At 61.4% G+C, this 18,729-nt stretch carries 18 protein-coding genes and 1 tRNA gene; 17 read left to right on the forward strand and 2 right to left on the reverse strand.

The annotated features are described in order from the left end of the window. Positions 1–257 precede the first annotated feature (257 nt). The 16 genes from FJ979_RS27680 (at position 258) to FJ979_RS27755 (ending at position 17,035) form a co-directional block, all read left to right on the forward strand. Positions 258–494 (forward strand): Lrp/AsnC family transcriptional regulator, encoded by a 237-nt coding sequence (locus FJ979_RS27680; RefSeq protein WP_010909609.1) that lies wholly within the window; start codon positions 258–260, stop codon positions 492–494. A gap of 170 nt (positions 495–664) precedes the next feature. After that, positions 665–2,077, forward strand: coding sequence for a circularly permuted type 2 ATP-grasp protein (locus FJ979_RS27685; RefSeq protein WP_181165357.1), 1,413 nt, complete (start codon positions 665–667; stop codon positions 2,075–2,077). Positions 2,078–2,209: 132 nt separating this feature from the next. Beyond that, positions 2,210–3,151 (forward strand): alpha-E domain-containing protein, encoded by a 942-nt coding sequence (locus tag FJ979_RS27690; RefSeq protein WP_140498807.1) that lies wholly within the window; start codon positions 2,210–2,212, stop codon positions 3,149–3,151. 7 nt (positions 3,152–3,158) lie between these two features. Then, the gene (locus FJ979_RS27695; RefSeq protein ID WP_140498806.1) at positions 3,159–3,953 is read left to right on the forward strand and encodes a transglutaminase family protein; all 795 of its coding nucleotides are present in this window, start codon (positions 3,159–3,161) and stop codon (positions 3,951–3,953) included. Between the two features lie 133 nt (positions 3,954–4,086). Then, complete coding sequence (locus tag FJ979_RS27700; protein ID WP_140498804.1) at positions 4,087–4,818, forward strand: peptidase; 732 nt, start codon at positions 4,087–4,089, stop codon at positions 4,816–4,818. A 99-nt stretch (positions 4,819–4,917) separates the two neighbouring features. Then, the gene (locus tag FJ979_RS27705) at positions 4,918–6,327 is read left to right on the forward strand and encodes an aspartate aminotransferase family protein (RefSeq protein ID WP_140584361.1); all 1,410 of its coding nucleotides are present in this window, start codon (positions 4,918–4,920) and stop codon (positions 6,325–6,327) included. A gap of 128 nt (positions 6,328–6,455) precedes the next feature. Next, positions 6,456–7,223 (forward strand): DeoR/GlpR family DNA-binding transcription regulator, encoded by a 768-nt coding sequence (locus FJ979_RS27710; protein WP_140515319.1) that lies wholly within the window; start codon positions 6,456–6,458, stop codon positions 7,221–7,223. A 124-nt stretch (positions 7,224–7,347) separates the two neighbouring features. Continuing rightward, positions 7,348–8,874, forward strand: a complete 1,527-nt coding sequence (gene glpD, locus FJ979_RS27715) for a glycerol-3-phosphate dehydrogenase (protein ID WP_140498798.1) — start codon at positions 7,348–7,350, stop codon at positions 8,872–8,874. A 36-nt stretch (positions 8,875–8,910) separates the two neighbouring features. Then, positions 8,911–9,990 (forward strand): ABC transporter ATP-binding protein, encoded by a 1,080-nt coding sequence (locus FJ979_RS27720; RefSeq protein ID WP_140584362.1) that lies wholly within the window; start codon positions 8,911–8,913, stop codon positions 9,988–9,990. 10 nt (positions 9,991–10,000) lie between these two features. Continuing rightward, positions 10,001–11,068 (forward strand): ABC transporter ATP-binding protein, encoded by a 1,068-nt coding sequence (locus FJ979_RS27725; RefSeq protein ID WP_140584363.1) that lies wholly within the window; start codon positions 10,001–10,003, stop codon positions 11,066–11,068. Then, complete coding sequence (locus tag FJ979_RS27730) at positions 11,069–11,935, forward strand: sugar ABC transporter permease (protein ID WP_140498792.1); 867 nt, start codon at positions 11,069–11,071, stop codon at positions 11,933–11,935. Between the two features lies 1 nt (position 11,936). After that, on the forward strand, positions 11,937–12,857 hold the full coding sequence (locus FJ979_RS27735) for a carbohydrate ABC transporter permease (protein WP_140498790.1): 921 nt from the start codon (positions 11,937–11,939) through the stop codon (positions 12,855–12,857). A 2-nt stretch (positions 12,858–12,859) separates the two neighbouring features. Continuing rightward, positions 12,860–13,147, forward strand: coding sequence for a DUF2160 domain-containing protein (locus tag FJ979_RS27740; RefSeq protein ID WP_140498788.1), 288 nt, complete (start codon positions 12,860–12,862; stop codon positions 13,145–13,147). 82 nt (positions 13,148–13,229) lie between these two features. After that, positions 13,230–14,954 (forward strand): ABC transporter substrate-binding protein, encoded by a 1,725-nt coding sequence (locus FJ979_RS27745; protein ID WP_140498786.1) that lies wholly within the window; start codon positions 13,230–13,232, stop codon positions 14,952–14,954. Positions 14,955–15,047: 93 nt separating this feature from the next. Further along, positions 15,048–16,541: a glycerol kinase GlpK gene (gene glpK, locus FJ979_RS27750; RefSeq protein WP_140584364.1), complete on the forward strand. Its 1,494-nt coding sequence runs from the start codon at positions 15,048–15,050 to the stop codon at positions 16,539–16,541. Between the two features lie 26 nt (positions 16,542–16,567). After that, positions 16,568–17,035, forward strand: coding sequence for a DUF6882 domain-containing protein (locus FJ979_RS27755; RefSeq protein WP_140498781.1), 468 nt, complete (start codon positions 16,568–16,570; stop codon positions 17,033–17,035). Positions 17,036–17,134: 99 nt separating this feature from the next. Here the strand turns inward: FJ979_RS27755 and FJ979_RS27760 are convergent, their stop codons facing one another. Next, positions 17,135–17,605: a BA14K family protein gene (locus FJ979_RS27760; protein WP_140669967.1), complete on the reverse strand. Its 471-nt coding sequence runs from the start codon at positions 17,603–17,605 to the stop codon at positions 17,135–17,137. A gap of 300 nt (positions 17,606–17,905) precedes the next feature. On the opposite strand from FJ979_RS27760, the gene FJ979_RS27765 reads away from it, so the two are divergent. Beyond that, a tRNA-Lys gene (locus FJ979_RS27765) sits at positions 17,906–17,981 on the forward strand. Positions 17,982–18,025: 44 nt separating this feature from the next. Here the strand turns inward: FJ979_RS27765 and FJ979_RS27770 are convergent. Continuing rightward, positions 18,026–18,729 (reverse strand): integrase core domain-containing protein (locus FJ979_RS27770; protein ID WP_140584366.1); only part of this gene is annotated, 704 nt, incomplete at its 5' end.

Genomic DNA, 18,729 nt, shown 5'->3' on the forward strand with positions numbered 1-18,729 from the left:
TTCCCTTGTCTTTCGAGAACTTGCCTTTCGAAAAATCCTGCCCGTGCAGGCATCCTAACATACGTTTGGTGGCGCTTCAGGGTTTCACCGGCGGCGAATATTCAGTGTTGTCGCGCGACGAAGTCCAGGCAGCCTTGGCGGAATTGCGGGAGGCGTGGCCAACGCTCGAACCGGCTAAGTACCGTTCCAGCGCTTGAAAGCCCGCCTCCAGTCTGCCAGAAGGGCCGCTTGGATTGGACGTTTAGCAGGGCGGAGCCATGAAGGCGTTTTTCGTGCAGATCAAATGCGAACTGGGCAAGTCGTATGAGGTTGCCAGCGCGCTCGCCGACGCCGAGATCGCCTCGGAAATCTACTCCACTGCCGGCAATTACGATCTGCTCGCCAAGTTCTATGTCGACGACGAGGAGGATGTCGGCCACTTCGTCAACGAGAAGGTGCAGATTCTCCCCGGCATCAAGGACACGTTCACCGTCGTCACCTTTCGCGCCTTCTAGCGTCGGAGCCCATTGCCCGAGCATGAGGCAAAGCGTGACCAAGCTCATATTTCCGCTGCCTCAATTTTAGGCAGGGGCGACATACTGATCGCCCGCATCCCTCAAATCACCGATTGCGCTTGATTTTCTCCGGCGGCGCCAGTGAAATGGCGTCACAGGGGAGTATGCGATTGGCAGCGTTCGATGAAATGCTTCCGGAGGTCTCCGGACTTAGAAGACCGTATTCGGCTTACGATCGCTGGCTGAAAGAGCAGGACCCGGCCAGGCTTACCGAGAAAATGCAGGATGCCGAACGCGTCTTCCGCAAGACCGGCATCACCTTCGCCGTCTATGGCGAGCAGGAAGCCTCCGAGCGGCTTATCCCCTTCGACATCGTTCCGCGCATCATTTCTGGCAATGAGTGGCGCCGCCTCACGCAAGGCATCGAGCAGCGCGTGCAGGCGCTGAACGCCTTTCTCGACGATATCTATCACCGCCAGGAAATCCTGCGGGCCGGACGCGTTCCCCGTGACCTGATCGCCAGGAACGAAGCCTTCCTGCCCGAGATGATCGGGGTCAGGCCGCCCGCCGGCGTCTACACCCACATCATCGGCGTCGACATCGTGCGCATCAGCGAAAACGAGTTCTACGTGCTGGAGGACAATGCGCGCACCCCATCGGGCGTTTCCTACATGCTGGAAAACCGCGAGACGATGATGCAGCTCTTCCCCGAGTTGTTCCAACAAATCAAGGTGCGGCCGGTGGAGAACTATCCGCAGCTTTTGCGCCAGTCGCTGGCGGCGGTGCGGCCGCAGAACGCCAAGGGCACGCCGACCATCGCCGTGCTGACGCCCGGCAGCTACAACTCCGCCTATTTCGAACATGCCTTCCTGGCCGATCAGATGGGGGTGCAATTGGTCGAGGGGCAGGATTTGCGCGTGGTGGATGGTCATGTCGCGATGCGCACGACCGAAGGCTACAAGCAGATCGACGTGCTCTATCGCCGGGTGGACGATGCCTTCCTCGATCCGCTGACTTTCCGGCCGGACTCCGCGCTCGGCGTGCCTGGCATCATGGATGTCTACCGGGCCGGCAACATTACGATCGCCAATGCGCCGGGAACCGGTATCGCCGACGACAAGGCGATCTATTCCTACATGCCCGAGATCGTCGAATTCTACACCGGCCGCAAGGCGATCCTCGGCAATATTCCGACCTGGCGCTGTTCGGAGCCGGACAGCCTGAAATATGTACTCGAACACATCGATGAGCTGGTGATCAAGGAAGTGCACGGTTCAGGCGGCTATGGCATGCTGGTCGGACCGGCGGCGACCAAGAACGAATGCCAGGATTTCGCCAAGAAGCTGCAGGCCAAGCCGTCCAATTACATCGCCCAGCCGACGTTGGCGCTCTCGACCTGTCCGATCCTGACCGAAAAGGGCCTGTCGCCGCGCCATGTCGATCTGAGACCCTATGTGCTGGTCTCCGACCGCATCCAGATCGTGCCGGGCGGGCTCACGCGTGTCGCGCTTAAGGAGGGCTCTCTGGTGGTCAATTCCTCGCAAGGCGGCGGCACGAAGGATACCTGGGTGCTGGATGATTGAGATGAGTAGTCAGTAGGCAGTAGGCAGTAGTTGGTATCAGAGGGGACAGAACGATGCCGTATCCAATCGAAATTCGAACATTCCCTACTCGCTACTCACTATTCCCTGCTCACTAGCCCGAAGGGCCACTCCATGCTTCTCGGCCGCACCGCCAACGGGCTCTACTGGATGAACCGCTATATCGAGCGGGCGGAAAACATGGCGCGTCTGGTCGATGCGGGCCTGCGCATGGCGCTGACGCGCACGCAGAGCGCGTCGGAAGAGTGGAATTCGGTGCTGCTCAGCGCCGGCTCCGACGTCGCCTACACGCAGAAGTATCAGGACTATACGGCGGCCGATGTAGCCGACTTCTTGTTGCGCGACACGTCGAACCCGTCGAGCACGATGTCGTCGATCGAGACGGCACGCAACAATGCCCGCATGGTGCGTACCGCGCTGACGCGGGAGACCTGGGAAAGCATCAACGAGGCCTGGATGGCGCTGAAGCGCATGCTGGCAAGGCCGATCGACGAGCGTGACCTGCCAAACGTGCTCGATGCGATCAAGCGCGAAACGGCGCTGATCCGCGGCTCGTTCTACGGCACCATGCTGCGCAACGAGATCTTCGATTTTTCGCAGCTCGGCACCTATGTCGAGCGCGCCGACAATACGGCGCGCATTCTCGACGTGAAGTACTACGTGCTCTTGCCGTCGATCTCCTGGGTCGGCTCGACGCTCGACAATTACCAGTGGGAATCGATCCTGCGCTCGGTATCGGCGCACCGCTCCTACCGCTGGGTCTACGACGCCGACTACAAGCCGACCAACATCGCCGACTATCTGATCCTCAATGTGCGCATGCCGCGATCGCTGACCTTCTGCTATCGCTTCCTGGCCGAGCACCTGAAGTTCCTCGGCGACGACTATGGCGGGCGCCATCCCTGCCATGCGACGGCGGAAAAGACCCAGGCCATGCTGCAGGCAGGCTCGATCAAGGATATTTTCGACGCCGGCCTGCATGAATTCCTTGCCGGCTTCATTCGCGACAACACCAGGCTCGGCGACGAGATCGCGCAGGATTACAGGTTCTATTGAGGAGGCCATGCGGCTCAAGATCACCCATCGGACCGAATACCGTTACGACGCACCGGTGCAGTACCTGCTGCAGCGGCTGCGGCTGCTTCCGGTGAGCGGGCGCACGCAGACCGTGCTGTCCTGGGCCCTGAAGGTAGAAGGCGCGCGCGAGGAAGTGCGATTTGCCGACCACTACGGCAATGACACCCGATTGTTGAGCGTCGAGGGTGACCATGATTTCATTACGGTCGAGGCGTCAGGCGAGGTGGTGACGCGCGATACATCGGGGGTTTGTGGGCCGCATCAGGGATTCGCGCCGCTCTGGCTGTTCGCACAGGAGACGCCTTTGACCATGATCGGCGATGGCATTCGCGCACTCGCCGAGGCAGCCGGCAAGGGCACCGATATCGAAAGACTGCACCGTCTGATGGCTATCATCTCCGAGCGGGTCGCCTATGCGCCGGGCACCACCAATGCGACGACCCCGGCTGAAGAGGCTCTCGCGCTGAAAACCGGGGTCTGCCAGGATCATAGCCATATCTTTGCCGCCACCGCCCGCGCCATGGGTTTCCCGGCACGCTATGTCAGCGGCTATCTGATGATGGACGCGGCCATCGAGCAGGCGGCAAGCCATGCCTGGGCCGAAGCGCATGTTCAGGGCCTCGGCTGGGTTGCCTTCGACCCCTCCAACGGTATCTCTCCTGATGAGCGCTATGTGAGAGTGGCGACGGGGCGCGACTATCGCGATGCGTCGCCGGTTTCGGGGATTCTGCTGGGAGAGGCGCAAGAGCGGCTTGCCGTCACCGTCACGGTGGAGCAGTAGTCACCCGATGCAGGTCGTCCAACGCCACCTTGGTTTGGGTGACGACATGCATGAAAACAAGGACCTGAGCGCGCCGCATGGATCCGTTCCGACGCGACGCGGTTTTTACGGTTCGCTGCCGGAAGAGTAAACCATGACCTATTGCGTCGGCCTCAAGATCGATCGCGGGCTCGTGTTCATGTCGGACACGCGCACCAATGCCGGCATGGACTCGATCTCCACCTTCAAGAAGATGCATGTCTGGGAAGATCCCGGTGAGCGCGTCATCGTGCTGATGTCGGCCGGCAATCTGGCGACGACGCAAGCCGTGATCAGCGTGCTCGACGAGCGCACCAAGGCGGTTGGCGACCGGCACGCGGCAGTGCTCGAAACGCCGTCCATGTACCAGACGGTGCGGCTGGTCGGCGAAACCGTCAAGGACGTCATCGCCCATTCCTCGCCCGCCGGCGACAAGGCCGATTCCTACTTCAACGCCTCCTTCATCCTGGGCGGCCAGATAAAGGGCAGCGCACCGCGCCTGTTCATGATCTATCCCGAGGGCAATTTCATCGAATCGACCGATGACACGCCCTTTTTCCAGATCGGCGAGACCAAATACGGCAAGCCGATCATCATTCGCGCTTATGACCGGTCGATGAGTCTCGCGGAGACCGTGAAGCTGCTTCTGGTATCGTTCGATTCCACGCTGAAGTCGAACCTGTCGGTCGGGCTGCCGCTGGATCTGCTTTTCCTGGAAAAGGATGCCTTCCAGGTCGGGTTGAAGAAACGGATCGGTCATGACGACCCGTACTACCGCACGATCTCCGAGGGATGGTCGAGCGCCTTGAAGACGGCGTTTGCCAGTCTGCCGGATTTTCCGGGATAAGGACGCGCCGGATTTCTCCGGTGGTTGCAAATGTTTAACAGTGGTTTTTGACAACCGGGGCGAAGGGCGCCGGTGAAGCGATCATGTCGGGAGGACAGGATGAACAGTGACGATTTCCGGCAATGGTCGCGGCGGGTCGCCGACTGGGGCGCCGACTACCGTGAAACGCTGCGCCAGCGCCCGGTGCGGCCGCGGATCGAGTCCGGCGACATATTCAGGAGCATAGAAGCGTCGCCGCCCGAAGACGCGGAGCCGATGGACAGGATCTTCGCCGACTTCGAGGAGAAGATCGTGCCGGGCATGACGCATTGGCAGCATCCTCGCTTCTTCGCCTATTTTCCGGCCAACGCGGCACCAGTTTCTGTGGTGGCTGAGTATCTGGTCTCGGCAATGGCCGCGCAGTGCATGCTGTGGCAGACCTCGCCGGCGGCGACAGAACTCGAAACTCGGACTGTCGATTGGATGCGCCAGGCGCTCGGCCTGCCGGAAGGTTTTTCCGGCGTCATCCAGGATTCTGCCTCCTCGGCGACGCTGGCGGCGGTGCTGACGATGCGCGAACGCGCGCTCGACTGGCAAGGCAACAAAAAGGGCCTGGCGGGGCAGGCGCGGTTGCGCATCTATTCGTCGGATCAGGTGCATACCTCGATCGACCGGGCGATCTGGGTGGCCGGCATCGGCGAGGACAATCTCGTGCGCATTCCAGTCGCCGGTCGCTTTCGCGCCATGGACATAGCGGCCCTCGAGGCGGCGATCGTCGCCGACAAGAAGGCAGGCCTGCTGCCCGCGGGTATCATCGCCTGCGTCGGCGGCACCAGCACCGGTGGCACTGACGATATCGCCAGCGTCGCCGCGATCGCCAAACGCCACGGGGTCTATCTTCACGTGGATGCCGCCTGGGCGGGATCGGCGATGATCTGCCCGGAATACCGGCATTTCTGGGCCGGTGTGGAGCAGGCGGATTCTATCGTCTTCAACCCGCACAAATGGCTGGGCGCGCAGTTCGACTGCTCGATCCAGTTCCTGCGCGACCCCGAAAGCCATGTCAGAACGCTCGCCATCAAGCCGGATTATCTGAAGACGCACGGTCATGACGGCATCGTCAACTATTCCGAATGGTCGGTGCCGCTCGGCCGCCGCTTCCGCGCGCTGAAACTGTGGTTCCTGCTGCGTGCCTATGGACTGGAAGGCCTGCGCACGATGATCCGCAACCACGTCGCCTGGAGCGAAGGCCTGGCAGCGCGCCTGGCCGACGAGCCGGACTTCGAGATCGTCACCGAGCCGATGCTGTCGCTGTTTTCGTTCCGGCACAAGGCGGAGGGAGCCGATGCCGACGAGCACAATCTCCGGCTGGTCAATGCGATCAATGATGACGGACGCATCTACCTGACACAGACCAGGGTGAACGGGCGCGTCGCCATCCGCTTCCAGGTCGGCCAGTTCGAGGCGACCGCGGCGGATGTCGATTCGGCTTTTGCCGCCATCACCGAAATCGCGCGCGGATTAACCTGAGGCTGCTGAGTCGGAACTGCGTCCAAGTTTGCCTTTGCTATCATGCGGTTTCCATTAGCCGGCTTACGCCTTTTCATTGCTTTCGTTTTCGTCTATGATCAAGAAAAACGAAAGCAAAAGGTCTTCAGATGTATCTGTCGCCGCGCCATGCCGAAATCGTCCAAATGGCCAAGGATCACGGCCGCGTTCTGGTCGACGATCTGGCCACCCACTTCAACGTCACGCCGCAGACCATCCGCAAGGACCTCAACGATCTTTGCGACCAGCGGTTGCTGTCGCGCATCCATGGCGGCGCCTTGTTTCCTTCCGGCATCGAGAACATGGAATACGAAGCCAGGCGCAAGATCGCCGCCGAGGAGAAGGAGGCGATCGGCAGCGCGGCCGCCAGGCTGATTCCGGACAACGCCTCGTTGTTCATCAATATCGGCACCACGACGGAGTCGGTCAGCAAGGCGCTGCTGGATCACAGCGGCCTCATGGTCATCACCAATAACATCAATGTTGCCAACAGGATGCGCATCTATCCTTCGATCGAGGTGGTGATCGCGGGCGGGGTGGTTCGCGGCTCGGATGGCGGCGTCGTCGGCGAGGCGGCGGTGGATTTCATCAGGCAGTTCAAAGTCGACTACGCCGTCATCGGCGCCTCGGCGATCGACCATGACGGCGCCTTGCTCGATTTCGATTTCCGCGAGGTCAAGGTCGCGCAAGCCATTATCGCCAATGCCAGGCACGTCATCCTAGTGTCCGACCGGACCAAATTCGAGCGCACGGCGCCGGTTCGCATCGGCCATCTGTCGCAGGTCAACACCTTCATCACCGACCGCTGCGATATCCCCTCGGTGCGCAAGATCTGCCAGGAGGCCGAGGTTCAACTGATCGAAACCTCGCTCGATTGAGGACGTTGCAGCGCTTTCACGAGCTTGTGATATTTCGTTTGACATTCGTTATGAGTTCGAAATAATTCCGCCACGGTTTCGCAAAAGAGCCAAATGGTGCAATGCGAAATCGCTGGAGGAATTGGTGGACGCATCTTCGATCCGTGACATTTTCGTCATAGGCGGTGGCATCAATGGCTGCGGCATTGCCCGTGACGCCGCCGGCCGCGGGTTTTCGGTATTTCTGGCCGAGATGGACGATCTCGCCAGCGGAACCTCCTCAGGCTCGACCAAGCTGATCCATGGTGGCCTGCGTTATCTCGAATTCTACGAATTCCGCCTGGTGCGCGAAGCGCTGATGGAACGGGAGGTACTGTGGAAGAACGCGCCGCACATCATCTGGCCGATGCGCTTCGTGCTGCCCTATGCCAAGGGCCTGCGTCCGGCCTGGCTGATCAGGCTCGGCCTTTTCCTTTACGATCATATTGGCGGGCGCAAATTGCTGCCGGCGACCAGGACCCTGGACATGGCCACCGACCCTGCCGGCAAGCCATTGAAACCATTGTTCAAGAAGGCCTTCGAATATTCCGACGGCTGGGTCAACGATGCGCGGCTGGTGACGCTGAACGCGCGTGACGCCGCCGACCGGGGCGCGACCATCCGCACCCGCACCAAGGTGGTCGGGGCGCGCCGCGAAGGCGGGCTGTGGACGATCAGGATCGAAAATCTGCGGACCGGCGAGACCGAAGAGGTCAAGGCGCGGCTGCTGGTCAATGCCGCCGGCCCCTGGGTCGATCATGTGCTTTCCGGCGTCGTCGGCCTCAACGATGTGCACAATGTCCGTCTCGTGCAGGGCAGTCACATCGTCATCGCGAAGAAATTCGACGATCCACGCGCCTATTTCTTCCAGAACAAGGATGGCCGCATCATCTTCGCCATTCCTTACGAGGACGAGTTCACGCTGATCGGCACCACCGACCAGGACTACCCCGGCGATCCGCACGACGTGAAGATCAGCGACACCGAGATCGACTATCTCTGCGCGGCGGCAAGCGAGTATTTCGCCCAACCCGTCAAGCGCTCGGATATCGTCTGGACCTATTCGGCCGTGCGTCCGCTCTATGACGATGGCGCTTCCAAGGCGCAGGAGGCGACACGCGACTATGTGCTGAAGGCCGATGGCGGCGAGGGCACAGCCCCGATCGTCAACACGTTCGGCGGCAAGATCACCACTTATCGCCGGCTGTCGGAATCTATGCTGGAGAAGATCGAAGGCTTTCTCGGCAGGCGCGGCAAGCCGTGGACGGCAAATGCGCCGCTGCCGGGCGGCGATTTCGCGGCGACCGGTTTTGATGCGCAAGTGGCGAGGCTGAAGAGCGCCTATCCCTTTCTCGACCAGCGTTTGGCACGTCGGCTCACGCGGCTCTACGGCACGCGCGCGCAGATGTTGCTTGGCCTTGCCAAATCGAATGCCGATCTCGGCCGCAATTTCGGCGCCGACCTTTACGAGGCCGAGGTGCGCTACCTCGTCGAGAACGAATGGGCCGTCACATCGCAAGATGTGCTGTGGCGCCGGACCAAGCGCGGCCTGCATTTCAGCCGCGAGCAGACGGCGGCGTTGGATGAATTCATGCGCGGCATAAGCCGCCGCCACGTCGCGGCCGCGGAATGAAGGGCTGCTGATGCACACGGCCTGGGAGGAGGCATCATGCTGGAACTGAGGAACGTCACCAAGACGATCGGCGCGGTGGAGCATGTCCGCGACGTGTCGCTGACGCTCCAGCATGGCTCGCTGAACGTGCTGCTCGGGCCGACGCTGTCCGGCAAGACCAGCCTGATGCGGCTGATGGCCGGCCTCGACGCGCCGACTTCCGGCTCGGTCTGGTTCGACGGCAAGGACGTCACCGGACAGCCTGTTCAAAAGCGCAAGATCGCCATGGTCTACCAGCAGTTCATCAACTACCCTGCGATGAGCGTCTACGAAAACATCGCTTCGCCACTGCGGGTGGCGGGAGTCGAGAAGGCCAATATCGACAGCCAGGTACGTGAAGCCGCTGCCCTGCTCAAGCTGACGCCCTATCTCGACCGCACGCCGCTCAGCCTGTCCGGTGGCCAGCAGCAGCGCACCGCGCTGGCGCGCGCCATCGTGAAGAACGCGAGCCTGGTGCTGCTCGACGAGCCGCTCGCCAATCTCGACTACAAGCTGCGCGAGGAACTGCGCGCCGAACTGCCGAGGATTTTCGCCGCCGCCGGCACCATCTTCGTCTATGCCACGACCGAACCACACGAGGCGCTGCTGCTCGGTGGCAATACGGCGACGCTGTCGCAAGGCCGCATCACCCAGTTCGGCCCGACCATCGAGGTGTTCCGCAAACCGGTCGACCTGGTGACGGCCAGGACCTTCGCCGATCCGCCGCTCAACACGATCGTGCTGGCCAAGAACGGGCCCGATTTCCTGCTGGAGGGCGGCGTCAAGCTGCCGGTGCCGCCGGAACTTGTCGGCATTGCCGACGGCAATTACACGATCGGCTTCCAGCCGCACCATCTGTCGCTCGAGCGACCGAATGCGAGTGCCGTGCCAGTGCGGGCAAAGGTCACCATCACCGAGATCACCGGCTCGGAAAGCTTCATCCATCTTGATTTCGCCGACGCGCGCTGGGTGATGCTGACCCATGGCATCCGCGATTTCGAGACCGACGAAGTGGTCGAAGTGTTCATCGACCCGCGTCACATCATGGTTTTCGACCAACACGGCGTCGCCGTGGCCGCGGCAAAGCTGGCGGCCTGAGGAGAAAACGATGGCGCGCATCGACGTCAACCATGTCAGGCACTCATATCTGCCGAACCCGCGCACCGATGCGGATTTCGCGCTGCGGGAGGTGCACCACACTTTCGAGGACGGTGGCGCCTATGCGCTGCTAGGCCCATCCGGCTGCGGCAAGACCACGCTGCTCAACATCATTTCCGGCCTGCTCCACCCCTCGCACGGCCAATTGCTGTTCAACGGCAGGGATGTCACGAGACTGTCGACGCAGGAGCGCAACATCGCGCAGGTGTTCCAGTTCCCGGTCATCTACGACACGATGACCGTCTACGACAACCTGGCTTTCCCGCTGCGCAACCGCGGCGTTCCGGAGGCCGACGTCGACCGCAAGGTGCGCGAGACGCTCGACATGATCGACCTGGCGGACTGGGCCAGGAAGAAGGCGAGGGGCCTGACCGCCGACCAGAAGCAGAAGATCTCGCTCGGCCGCGGACTGGTGCGCTCGGATGTCAATGCGATCCTGTTCGACGAGCCGCTGACCGTCATCGACCCGCACATGAAGTGGGTGCTGCGCTCGCAATTGAAGCAGCTTCACCGCCGCTTCGGCTACACCATGGTCTATGTCACGCATGACCAGACAGAGGCGCTGACCTTCGCCGACCAGGTGGTCGTCATGTATGATGGCGGCATCGTGCAGATCGGCACGCCGGCCGAGCTGTTCGAGCGGCCGCGCCACACCTTCGTCGGCTACTTCATCGGCTCGCCCGGCATGAACGTCATGCCGGTAGCGATCGATGGCAAGACAGCGACGCTTGGTTCCCAGCGCATCCAATTGCCAGGCGCGCCGAAGGCCGGAAGCGGCGTCGTCGAACTCGGCATCCGTCCTGAATATGTCAGGCTCGGCCGCGATGGCATGGCCGTCCACATCAGCAAGGTCGAGGATGTGGGCCGCCACAAGGTCGTGCGCGCCAGTCTGGAAGGCCGCGAGATCGCCGCCGTCATCGGCGAGGACGAAACCGTTCCCGCCGATCCAAAAGTGCGGTTCGACCCAGCCGGCATCAACATCTATGCCGATTCCTGGCGTGTCGAGATGGGGGCGTAAATGGAAAAGCCCTGGAACAACAAGGCCTGGTTCCTCGTGCTGCCGATGCTCGTGCTGGTGGCGTTCTCGGCCGTTATCCCGCTGATGACCGTCGTCAACTACTCGGTACAGGACACGTTCGGCAATAACGTCTTCTTCTGGGCGGGGACCGAATGGTTCGAGGAGTTGCTGCATTCCGATCGCTTCTGGGAAGCCATGGTGCGCAACCTGATCTTCTCCTTCATCATCCTGGCGATCGAAGTGCCGCTCGGCATCTTCATTGCCCTCAACATGCCCAAAAAGGGCTGGGGCGTGCCGGTCTGCCTGGTGCTGATGGCGCTGCCGCTCTTGATCCCGTGGAATGTCGTCGGCACGATCTGGCAGGTGTTCGGCCGCAACGATATCGGCCTGCTCGGCTATTACGTCAACGCGCTCGGCATCGACTACAATTACGTGCAGGATCCGTTCGACGCCTGGGTCACCGTCATCATCATGGACGTCTGGCACTGGACCAGCCTCGTCGTGCTGCTCTGCTATGCCGGCCTGGTCTCGATCCCCGACGCCTTCTACCAGGCGGCCAAGATCGATGGCGCCTCGCGCTGGGCGGTGTTCCGCTACATCCAGTTGCCGAAGATGAAGCGCGTGCTTCTGATCGCGGTGCTGCTGCGTTTCATGGACAGTTTCATGATCTACACCGAGCCCTTCGTCGTCACCGGCGGCGGTCCGGGCAATTCGACGACCTTCCTGTCGATCGACCTCGTCAAGACCGCGCTCGGACAGTTCGACCTCGGTCCGGCGGCGGCGATGTCGCTGGTCTACTTCCTGATCATCCTGTTGTTGTCGTGGGTGTTCTACACCGTGATGACCAACTACGACGCGGAGCGCTGATATGGCTGGCGCCAACGAACGCACCGAGCGCAACCTGGTGAACGGGACCGCCGCCTCGGAAAGACTCGCCAGTTCGCTGTCGCAGAGCGAGCTGGACAGGCGCATGCGCCGCCGTGGCGAGGAATCGCGCTGGTGGTGGATCGTGCCGACGCTCTACATCATCGTCCTGCTGCTGCCGATCTACTGGCTCATCAATATGAGCTTCAAGACCAACGCGGAGATCGTCAATTCGCTGACGCTCTATCCGCATGCGCCGACGCTGCGCAACTACACCATCATCTTCACCGATGCGTCCTGGTATTCGGGCTACATCAATTCGATCACCTATGTGGTGATGAACATGGTAATCTCGGTCGCCGTGGCGCTTCCGGCGGCTTACGCCTTTTCGCGCTACCGGTTCCTCGGCGACAAGCATCTGTTCTTCTGGCTTTTGACCAACCGCATGGCACCGCCGGCGGTGTTCGCGCTGCCGTTCTTCCAGCTTTATTCGGCATTCGGCCTCATCGATACGCATATCGCGGTGGCGCTGGCGCACTGCCTGTTCAACGTGCCGCTGGCGGTGTGGATCCTTGAGGGCTTCATGTCCGGAGTGCCGAAGGAGATCGACGAAACGGCCTACATAGACGGCTATTCGTTTCCGCGTTTCTTCGTGAAGATATTCATGCCGCTGATCGCCAGTGGCATCGGCGTCGCCTGCTTCTTCTGCTTCATGTTCTCATGGGTGGAACTGCTCATCGCCCGCACGCTGACCACCACCGATGCCAAGCCGATCGCCGCTACCATGACCCGCACCGTGTCGGCGTCGGGAATGGACTGGGGGCTGCTGGCAGCCGCCGGGGTGCTGACGCTGATCCCCGGGGCGCTCGTCATCTGGTTCGTTCGCAACTACATCGCCAAGGGCTTCGCCCTGGGGAGGGTGTGACCATGAACCTCGACTTCTCCTGGATGGCGTGGACCTGGCCGACGGCCGCCTTCTTCGCCGTCATAGCGCTGCTGCTGGTCGGCATGGGTGTCTGGGAATATGCCTCGCCCGGCGGCGATCCGCGCATCGGCGTGCTGCGTTTCAAGACGACGCGCGGCGATCGTCTCTTCGTTTCGCTGCTTGGCAGCGCCTTCATCCATCTCGCTTGGCTGGGTCTTGTCGGACCCAGCCTGTGGTGGGCTCTCGCTCTCTCCGTGGTCTACGCCATCGGCGTCTTCCGCTACGTATAGAGGGGGAAACTGTTGGAGCGGCCGCTTGTTGGCGGCCTCTCCAGATCGCACTTGAAGTCTTTTCAAACGTGGAGGAAACACAATGCGACGGCAATTATTGACATCTACGACCGCCCTTGTCCTCTTGCTCGGCGTGGGCAACGCCTATGCCGGCATGGACGAGGCAAAAGCCTTTCTTGACAAGGAGATAGGCGATCTGTCGACGCTTTCGCGCGCCGATCAGGAAAAGGAAATGCAGTGGTTCGTCGACGCCGCCAAGCCGTTCGCCGGCATGGATATCAAGGTCGTGTCGGAAACGCTGACGACGCATCAATACGAGTCGCAGGTTCTGGCTCCGGCCTTCACCGCCATCACCGGCATCAAGGTCACGCACGACGTCATCCAGGAAGGCGACGTCGTTGAAAAGATCCAGACCCAGATGCAGACTGGCCAGAACCTCTATGACGGCTGGGTCAACGATTCCGACCTGATCGGCACCCACTGGCGTTACCAGCAGGTGCGCAACCTGACCGACTGGATGGCGGGCGAAGGCAAGGATGTCACCAATCCGAACCTCGATGTGAAGGATTTCATCGGCACCTCCTTCACCACCGCTCCGGACAAGAAGCTCTATCAGCTTCCCGACCAGCAGTTCGCCAACCTCTACTGGTTCCGCTACGACTGGTTCAACGACGAGAAGAACAAAGCCGACTTCAAGGCCAAGTACGGCTACGATCTCGGCGTTCCCGTCAACTGGTCGGCCTATGAGGACATTGCCGAGTTCTTCACCGGCCGTGACGTCGATGGCAAGAAGGTCTACGGCCATATGGACTATGGCAAGAAGGACCCGTCGCTCGGCTGGCGCTTCACCGATGCCTGGCTGTCGATGGCCGGCAATGGCGACAAGGGTATCCCGAACGGCCTGCCGGTCGACGAATGGGGCATCAAGGTCAACGAGAAATCGCAGCCGGTCGGCTCCTGCACGGCCCGGGGCGGCGACACCAACGGCCCGGCCGCCGTCTACTCGATCCAGAAATATCTCGATTGGCTGAAGGCCTACGCACCGCAGGAAGCGCAGGGCATGACCTTCTCGGAATCCGGTCCGGTTCCCGCGCAGGGCAATGTCGCCCAGCAGATCTTCTGGTACACGGCGTTCACCGCCGACATGGTCAAGCCCGGCCTGCCCGTCATGAACGACGACGGCACGCCGAAATGGCGCATGGCTCCGTCGCCGCACGGTGTCTACTGGAAGGACGGCATGAAGCTCGGCTACCAGGATGTCGGTTCGTGGACGCTGATGAAGTCGACCCCGACCGACCGTGCCAAGGCCGCCTGGCTCTACGCCCAGTTCGTCACCTCGAAGACGGTGGACGTGAAGAAGAGCCATGTCGGCCTCACCTTCATCCGCGACTCCACCATTCACGACAAGAGCTTTACGGAGCGCGCGCCGAAGCTCGGCGGCCTGATCGAGTTCTATCGCTCGCCGGCCCGCGTGCAATGGTCGCCGACCGGCACCAACGTGCCGGACTATCCGAAGCTGGCACAGCTGTGGTGGCAGGCGATCGGCGATGCCTCGTCGGGCGCAAAGAGTGCGCAGGAAGCGATGGATTCGCTTTGCGCCGAGCAGGAGAAGGTCATGGGCCGCATCGAGAGGTCCGGCGTCCAGGGCGATATCGGGCCGAAGCTCGCCGAGGAACATGATCTCGCCTACTGGAATGCCGACGCGGTCAAGGCCGGCAATCTCGCTCCCCAGCTCAAGATCGAGAACGAGAAGGAGAAGCCCCAGACCATCAACTATGACGAGCTGGTCAAGAGCTGGCAGAAGTAGGACTGACCTATGCGGGCGTTCGCGCCCGTGTAAAATTCAGGGAGGCGGCACGTTGCCGTCTCCCTTCTTTGTGTCGTGACGGAGGAAGTGCGAATGAATGGCTTTGTCCTGGCAATCGACCAAGGCACCACGTCGAGCCGGTCGATTCTGTTCGACGGCGACATGAAAGTCGTCGGCAGCAGCCAGCAAGAATTCACCCAGCACTATCCTGCTTCCGGCTGGGTCGAGCATGACCCGGAAGATATCTGGGCCAGCGTCGTGGCGACCGTGAAGGGCGCATTGAAGAATGCCGGGCGGGAGGCATCGGACGTCGCCGCGGTCGGCATCACCAACCAGCGCGAGACCGTCGTCATTTGGGACAGGGCGACCGGCAAGCCGATCCACAACGCCATCGTCTGGCAAGACCGGCGCACCGCGCCGCTATGCCGGAAGCTGAAGAAGCAGGGATTGGAAAAGACCTTCACCAGGAAGACCGGCCTGCTGCTCGATCCGTATTTCTCCGGCACGAAGATAGCCTGGATGCTGGACAAGGTGAAAGGCGCCAGGAGACGCGCCGAGAAAGGCGAATTGCTGGCCGGCACCATCGACAGTTTCCTGATCTGGCGCCTGACCGGCGGCAGGGTGCATGCCACCGACGCCACAAACGCCTCCCGCACGCTAGTCTACAACATCGAGAAGAATGCCTGGGACGACGAGCTGCTGGCCATCCTGAACATTCCGGCAAGGATGCTCCCCGAGGTGAAGGACTGCGCCGATGATTTTGGAATCACGCAGAAAAATCTCTTTGGCGCCGAGATAAGGATCCTCGGCGTTGCCGGCGACCAGCATGCCGCGACTATCGGCCAGGCCTGTTTCGAGCCCGGCATGATGAAATCGACTTACGGCACCGGCTGTTTCGCGCTGCTCAACACCGGCACCGACCTGGTGCGCTCGAAGAACCGGCTGTTGACCACGATTGCCTACCGGCTGAACGGCAAGACCACCTATGCGCTGGAAGGATCGATCTTCATCGCCGGCGCCGCCGTGCAGTGGTTGCGCGACGGCATCAAGGTGATCGGCAAGGCCGAACAGAGCGGCAAGCTGGCGGCCGAGGCCGATCCGACCCAGGACGTGTATCTGGTGCCGGCCTTTGTCGGGCTCGGCGCGCCCCACTGGGATGCCGAGGCGCGGGGCGCGATCTTTGGCCTGACCCGCAATTCGGGGCCGGCGGAGTTTGCCTGCGCCGCGCTCGAATCCGTGGCCTACCAGACCCGCGACCTGCTCGATGCCATGCGCAAGGATTGGAAAGGTACGGCGGCCAAGACGGTGCTTCGGGTCGACGGCGGCATGGTGGCGTCCGACTGGACCATGCAACGGCTGGCCGACATTCTCGACGCCCCGGTCGACCGTCCGACCATTCTTGAGACGACCGCGCTTGGTGCCGCCTGGCTCGCCGGCTCGAAGGCGGGCGTGTGGCCTAAGGCGCGGGAGTTCGCCAAGACATGGGCGCTCGACCGCCGCTTCAGACCAGACATGGAGCCTGCGGCGCGCTCGGCCAAGCTGGCGGGGTGGCGCGATGCTGTTCGCAGGACGCTGAGCGTATCATAATCAACAGTCAGATTGGGCGAGGGGAAATGAAGCCAAACTGGTACTCTGCTTGGCGCGCCGAGGCTATCAAACAACTGAAGGCCAAGAATAAGCGCTTGGAGGAAGAATTCCGCATCGGCCACTGGTCGCGCTATGACTTGAGCAACGGAAAGCTCTTGTTTTCCAAGGACGGGGCGATCGAGGTGATCACCGAAATCCAGATCGCCGGTTCCACGAATGCCAAGGCACAGAACTGGCTCTGGGCGTGGGCAAATTCAAATTTGCCCGATAGTCTTCTCAGAGACGCAAAGCTGGTTCGGTCCTTCGGCGAGAAGAACGGCATTGACGAACTGGCTCAGGCTTACGTGATAGATGGGGATCAGCTGGAAGTGCTGGGTTGGGAATTGGCGGCCGTCACGGTCCGAATTTGCGATGCCGTCGGAGCGTACCGATCACCCCGTGGTGAAGGTGGCGCGCTTTATTATATCTTCAAGACCATTAATTGGGCCAGCTGATCACAGCCTGCCCGGGGACCGTCCTCGCACGACAGAAAGCCCGCGCCATTTCCGGCACGGGCTTTGACTTTCTATCCCTCTGACGAACACTGTCGCCCATCAGTAGGGTGAAATGCACTGCTGGCGCGGGCCGTTATACGGCTGGAACGTGTTGTCGGATGCGCGGTAGGAACGGTAACGGTCATAGCACCACTGCACATGCGAATTGCCTTCATAGACGCGGTTCCGGTTGTTGGCGATCGCGCCGGTTATCAGCGCGCCAGTGGCGAAAGCAGCCAGCGGGAACCAGAAATCGCCGTGACGGCGATAGCCCGGGCGATATTCACGGTAGCCGCGATGGCCGTTCCAGTAGGCTCCGCGGTTGTCGCGGTAGAAGTTGCGGTTGCCGCGAAACTCGCCGCGGAAGTTACGGCGCCGCTCCCAGGGCCTGTACTGCACGGTCTGGACATCGGACGAGACCGATGCAGGCTGCGGTACATAGGCCGGTGCGGCTTCGACCGGCATGGCAGCCGCCACTGCGAAGGAAGCTGACAGTGTGGTCGCCAGCAAACCCGACAGGACTTTGTTCATGATCTTCTCCTTGAGAGGTTGACGTCCCTTGTGGCGGAGGAAACGGGCACGCTCGCGAATTGTTCCTGGAAAAAAAGGCAAGTTGCTGATTTGTAATGTTTCTCCGGTTTGGGATCGACGGAGGCCACAGGGTCTTTCGCCTGCCTGGCAAAGGTTCGGCATGTCCTTGCGGAAACGGCCGGCCGGGAGAGCCGGCACGGCGGGAACGCATGGCTTGGTGGCCCGTTTTTTCCGGTTGACCGGTCGAGGCACTCTCCCTATGTTCCGCGCAATTTCGAGGGCGCCGTTTCCAGCCCACGGGAGCGCGTAGCTCAGCCGGTAGAGCAACTGACTTTTAATCAGTAGGTCATGGGTTCGAATCCCATCGCGCTCACCACTCAGTCCCGTGTACGGCCCGGAGACATAGGTAACAGAATGTACCTAAGACATGGGTGACAACCTCGTGCCGAACGGGTTGTCGATGGTCTGCAAGGTCCTCTGTTCCAAGTCGATATACCCCAGATCATAGTGCATGAAGGAGACGAGCCAAATGCCGTCGTCGACTTCGCTGATTCCGAGCCTCTGGCCGGCGAGCACGGTGGAGATGTTGATTTTCTTCCTGTGCATGCAGATGCGGCCGCAGGCGGTGACGAGGATGTCCTTGTCATGGAAGGGATATTCCAGCCCGGGTAGACCTTGATAGGCTCTTGAAGAAGCTGTGTAGAGCTCGGCTGGCACCTTCATGCCGATGGCCTCGTGGGGCCTCTCGTCATTGAATTCGCTCATGAAAGCATCGAACCTGGCCTGCTGCTGGAGGGTGTTCATGCCCGGCGGCCGGGTCGTTTCGGCCTTGAGCGTGCGGTGCATGCGCTCATGGCGAGCGTTCTCGTGCGGGTTGCCAGGCCGGATGCGCTCGATGGCGATGCCGAGCCTCAGCCAGAAGACCGACAGCCTGGAGAGATTGTAGAGGCCGTTGGGGCTTGCGAAGGGAAGGCCATTGTCGCTTCTAATCGCTTCCGGCAGGCCACGTTCCTTGAAGAGCCGGACGAAAGCCTCGATGACTGGAACCTCCTTTGTCGCTTCAAGGGCTTCGCAGGCCAGCAGATAGCGTGAAGCCTGGTCGGTGACGGTCAGGGGGTAACAGT

Source organism: Mesorhizobium sp. B1-1-6, from assembly GCF_006443035.1.
Taxonomy (GTDB): domain Bacteria; phylum Pseudomonadota; class Alphaproteobacteria; order Rhizobiales; family Rhizobiaceae; genus Mesorhizobium.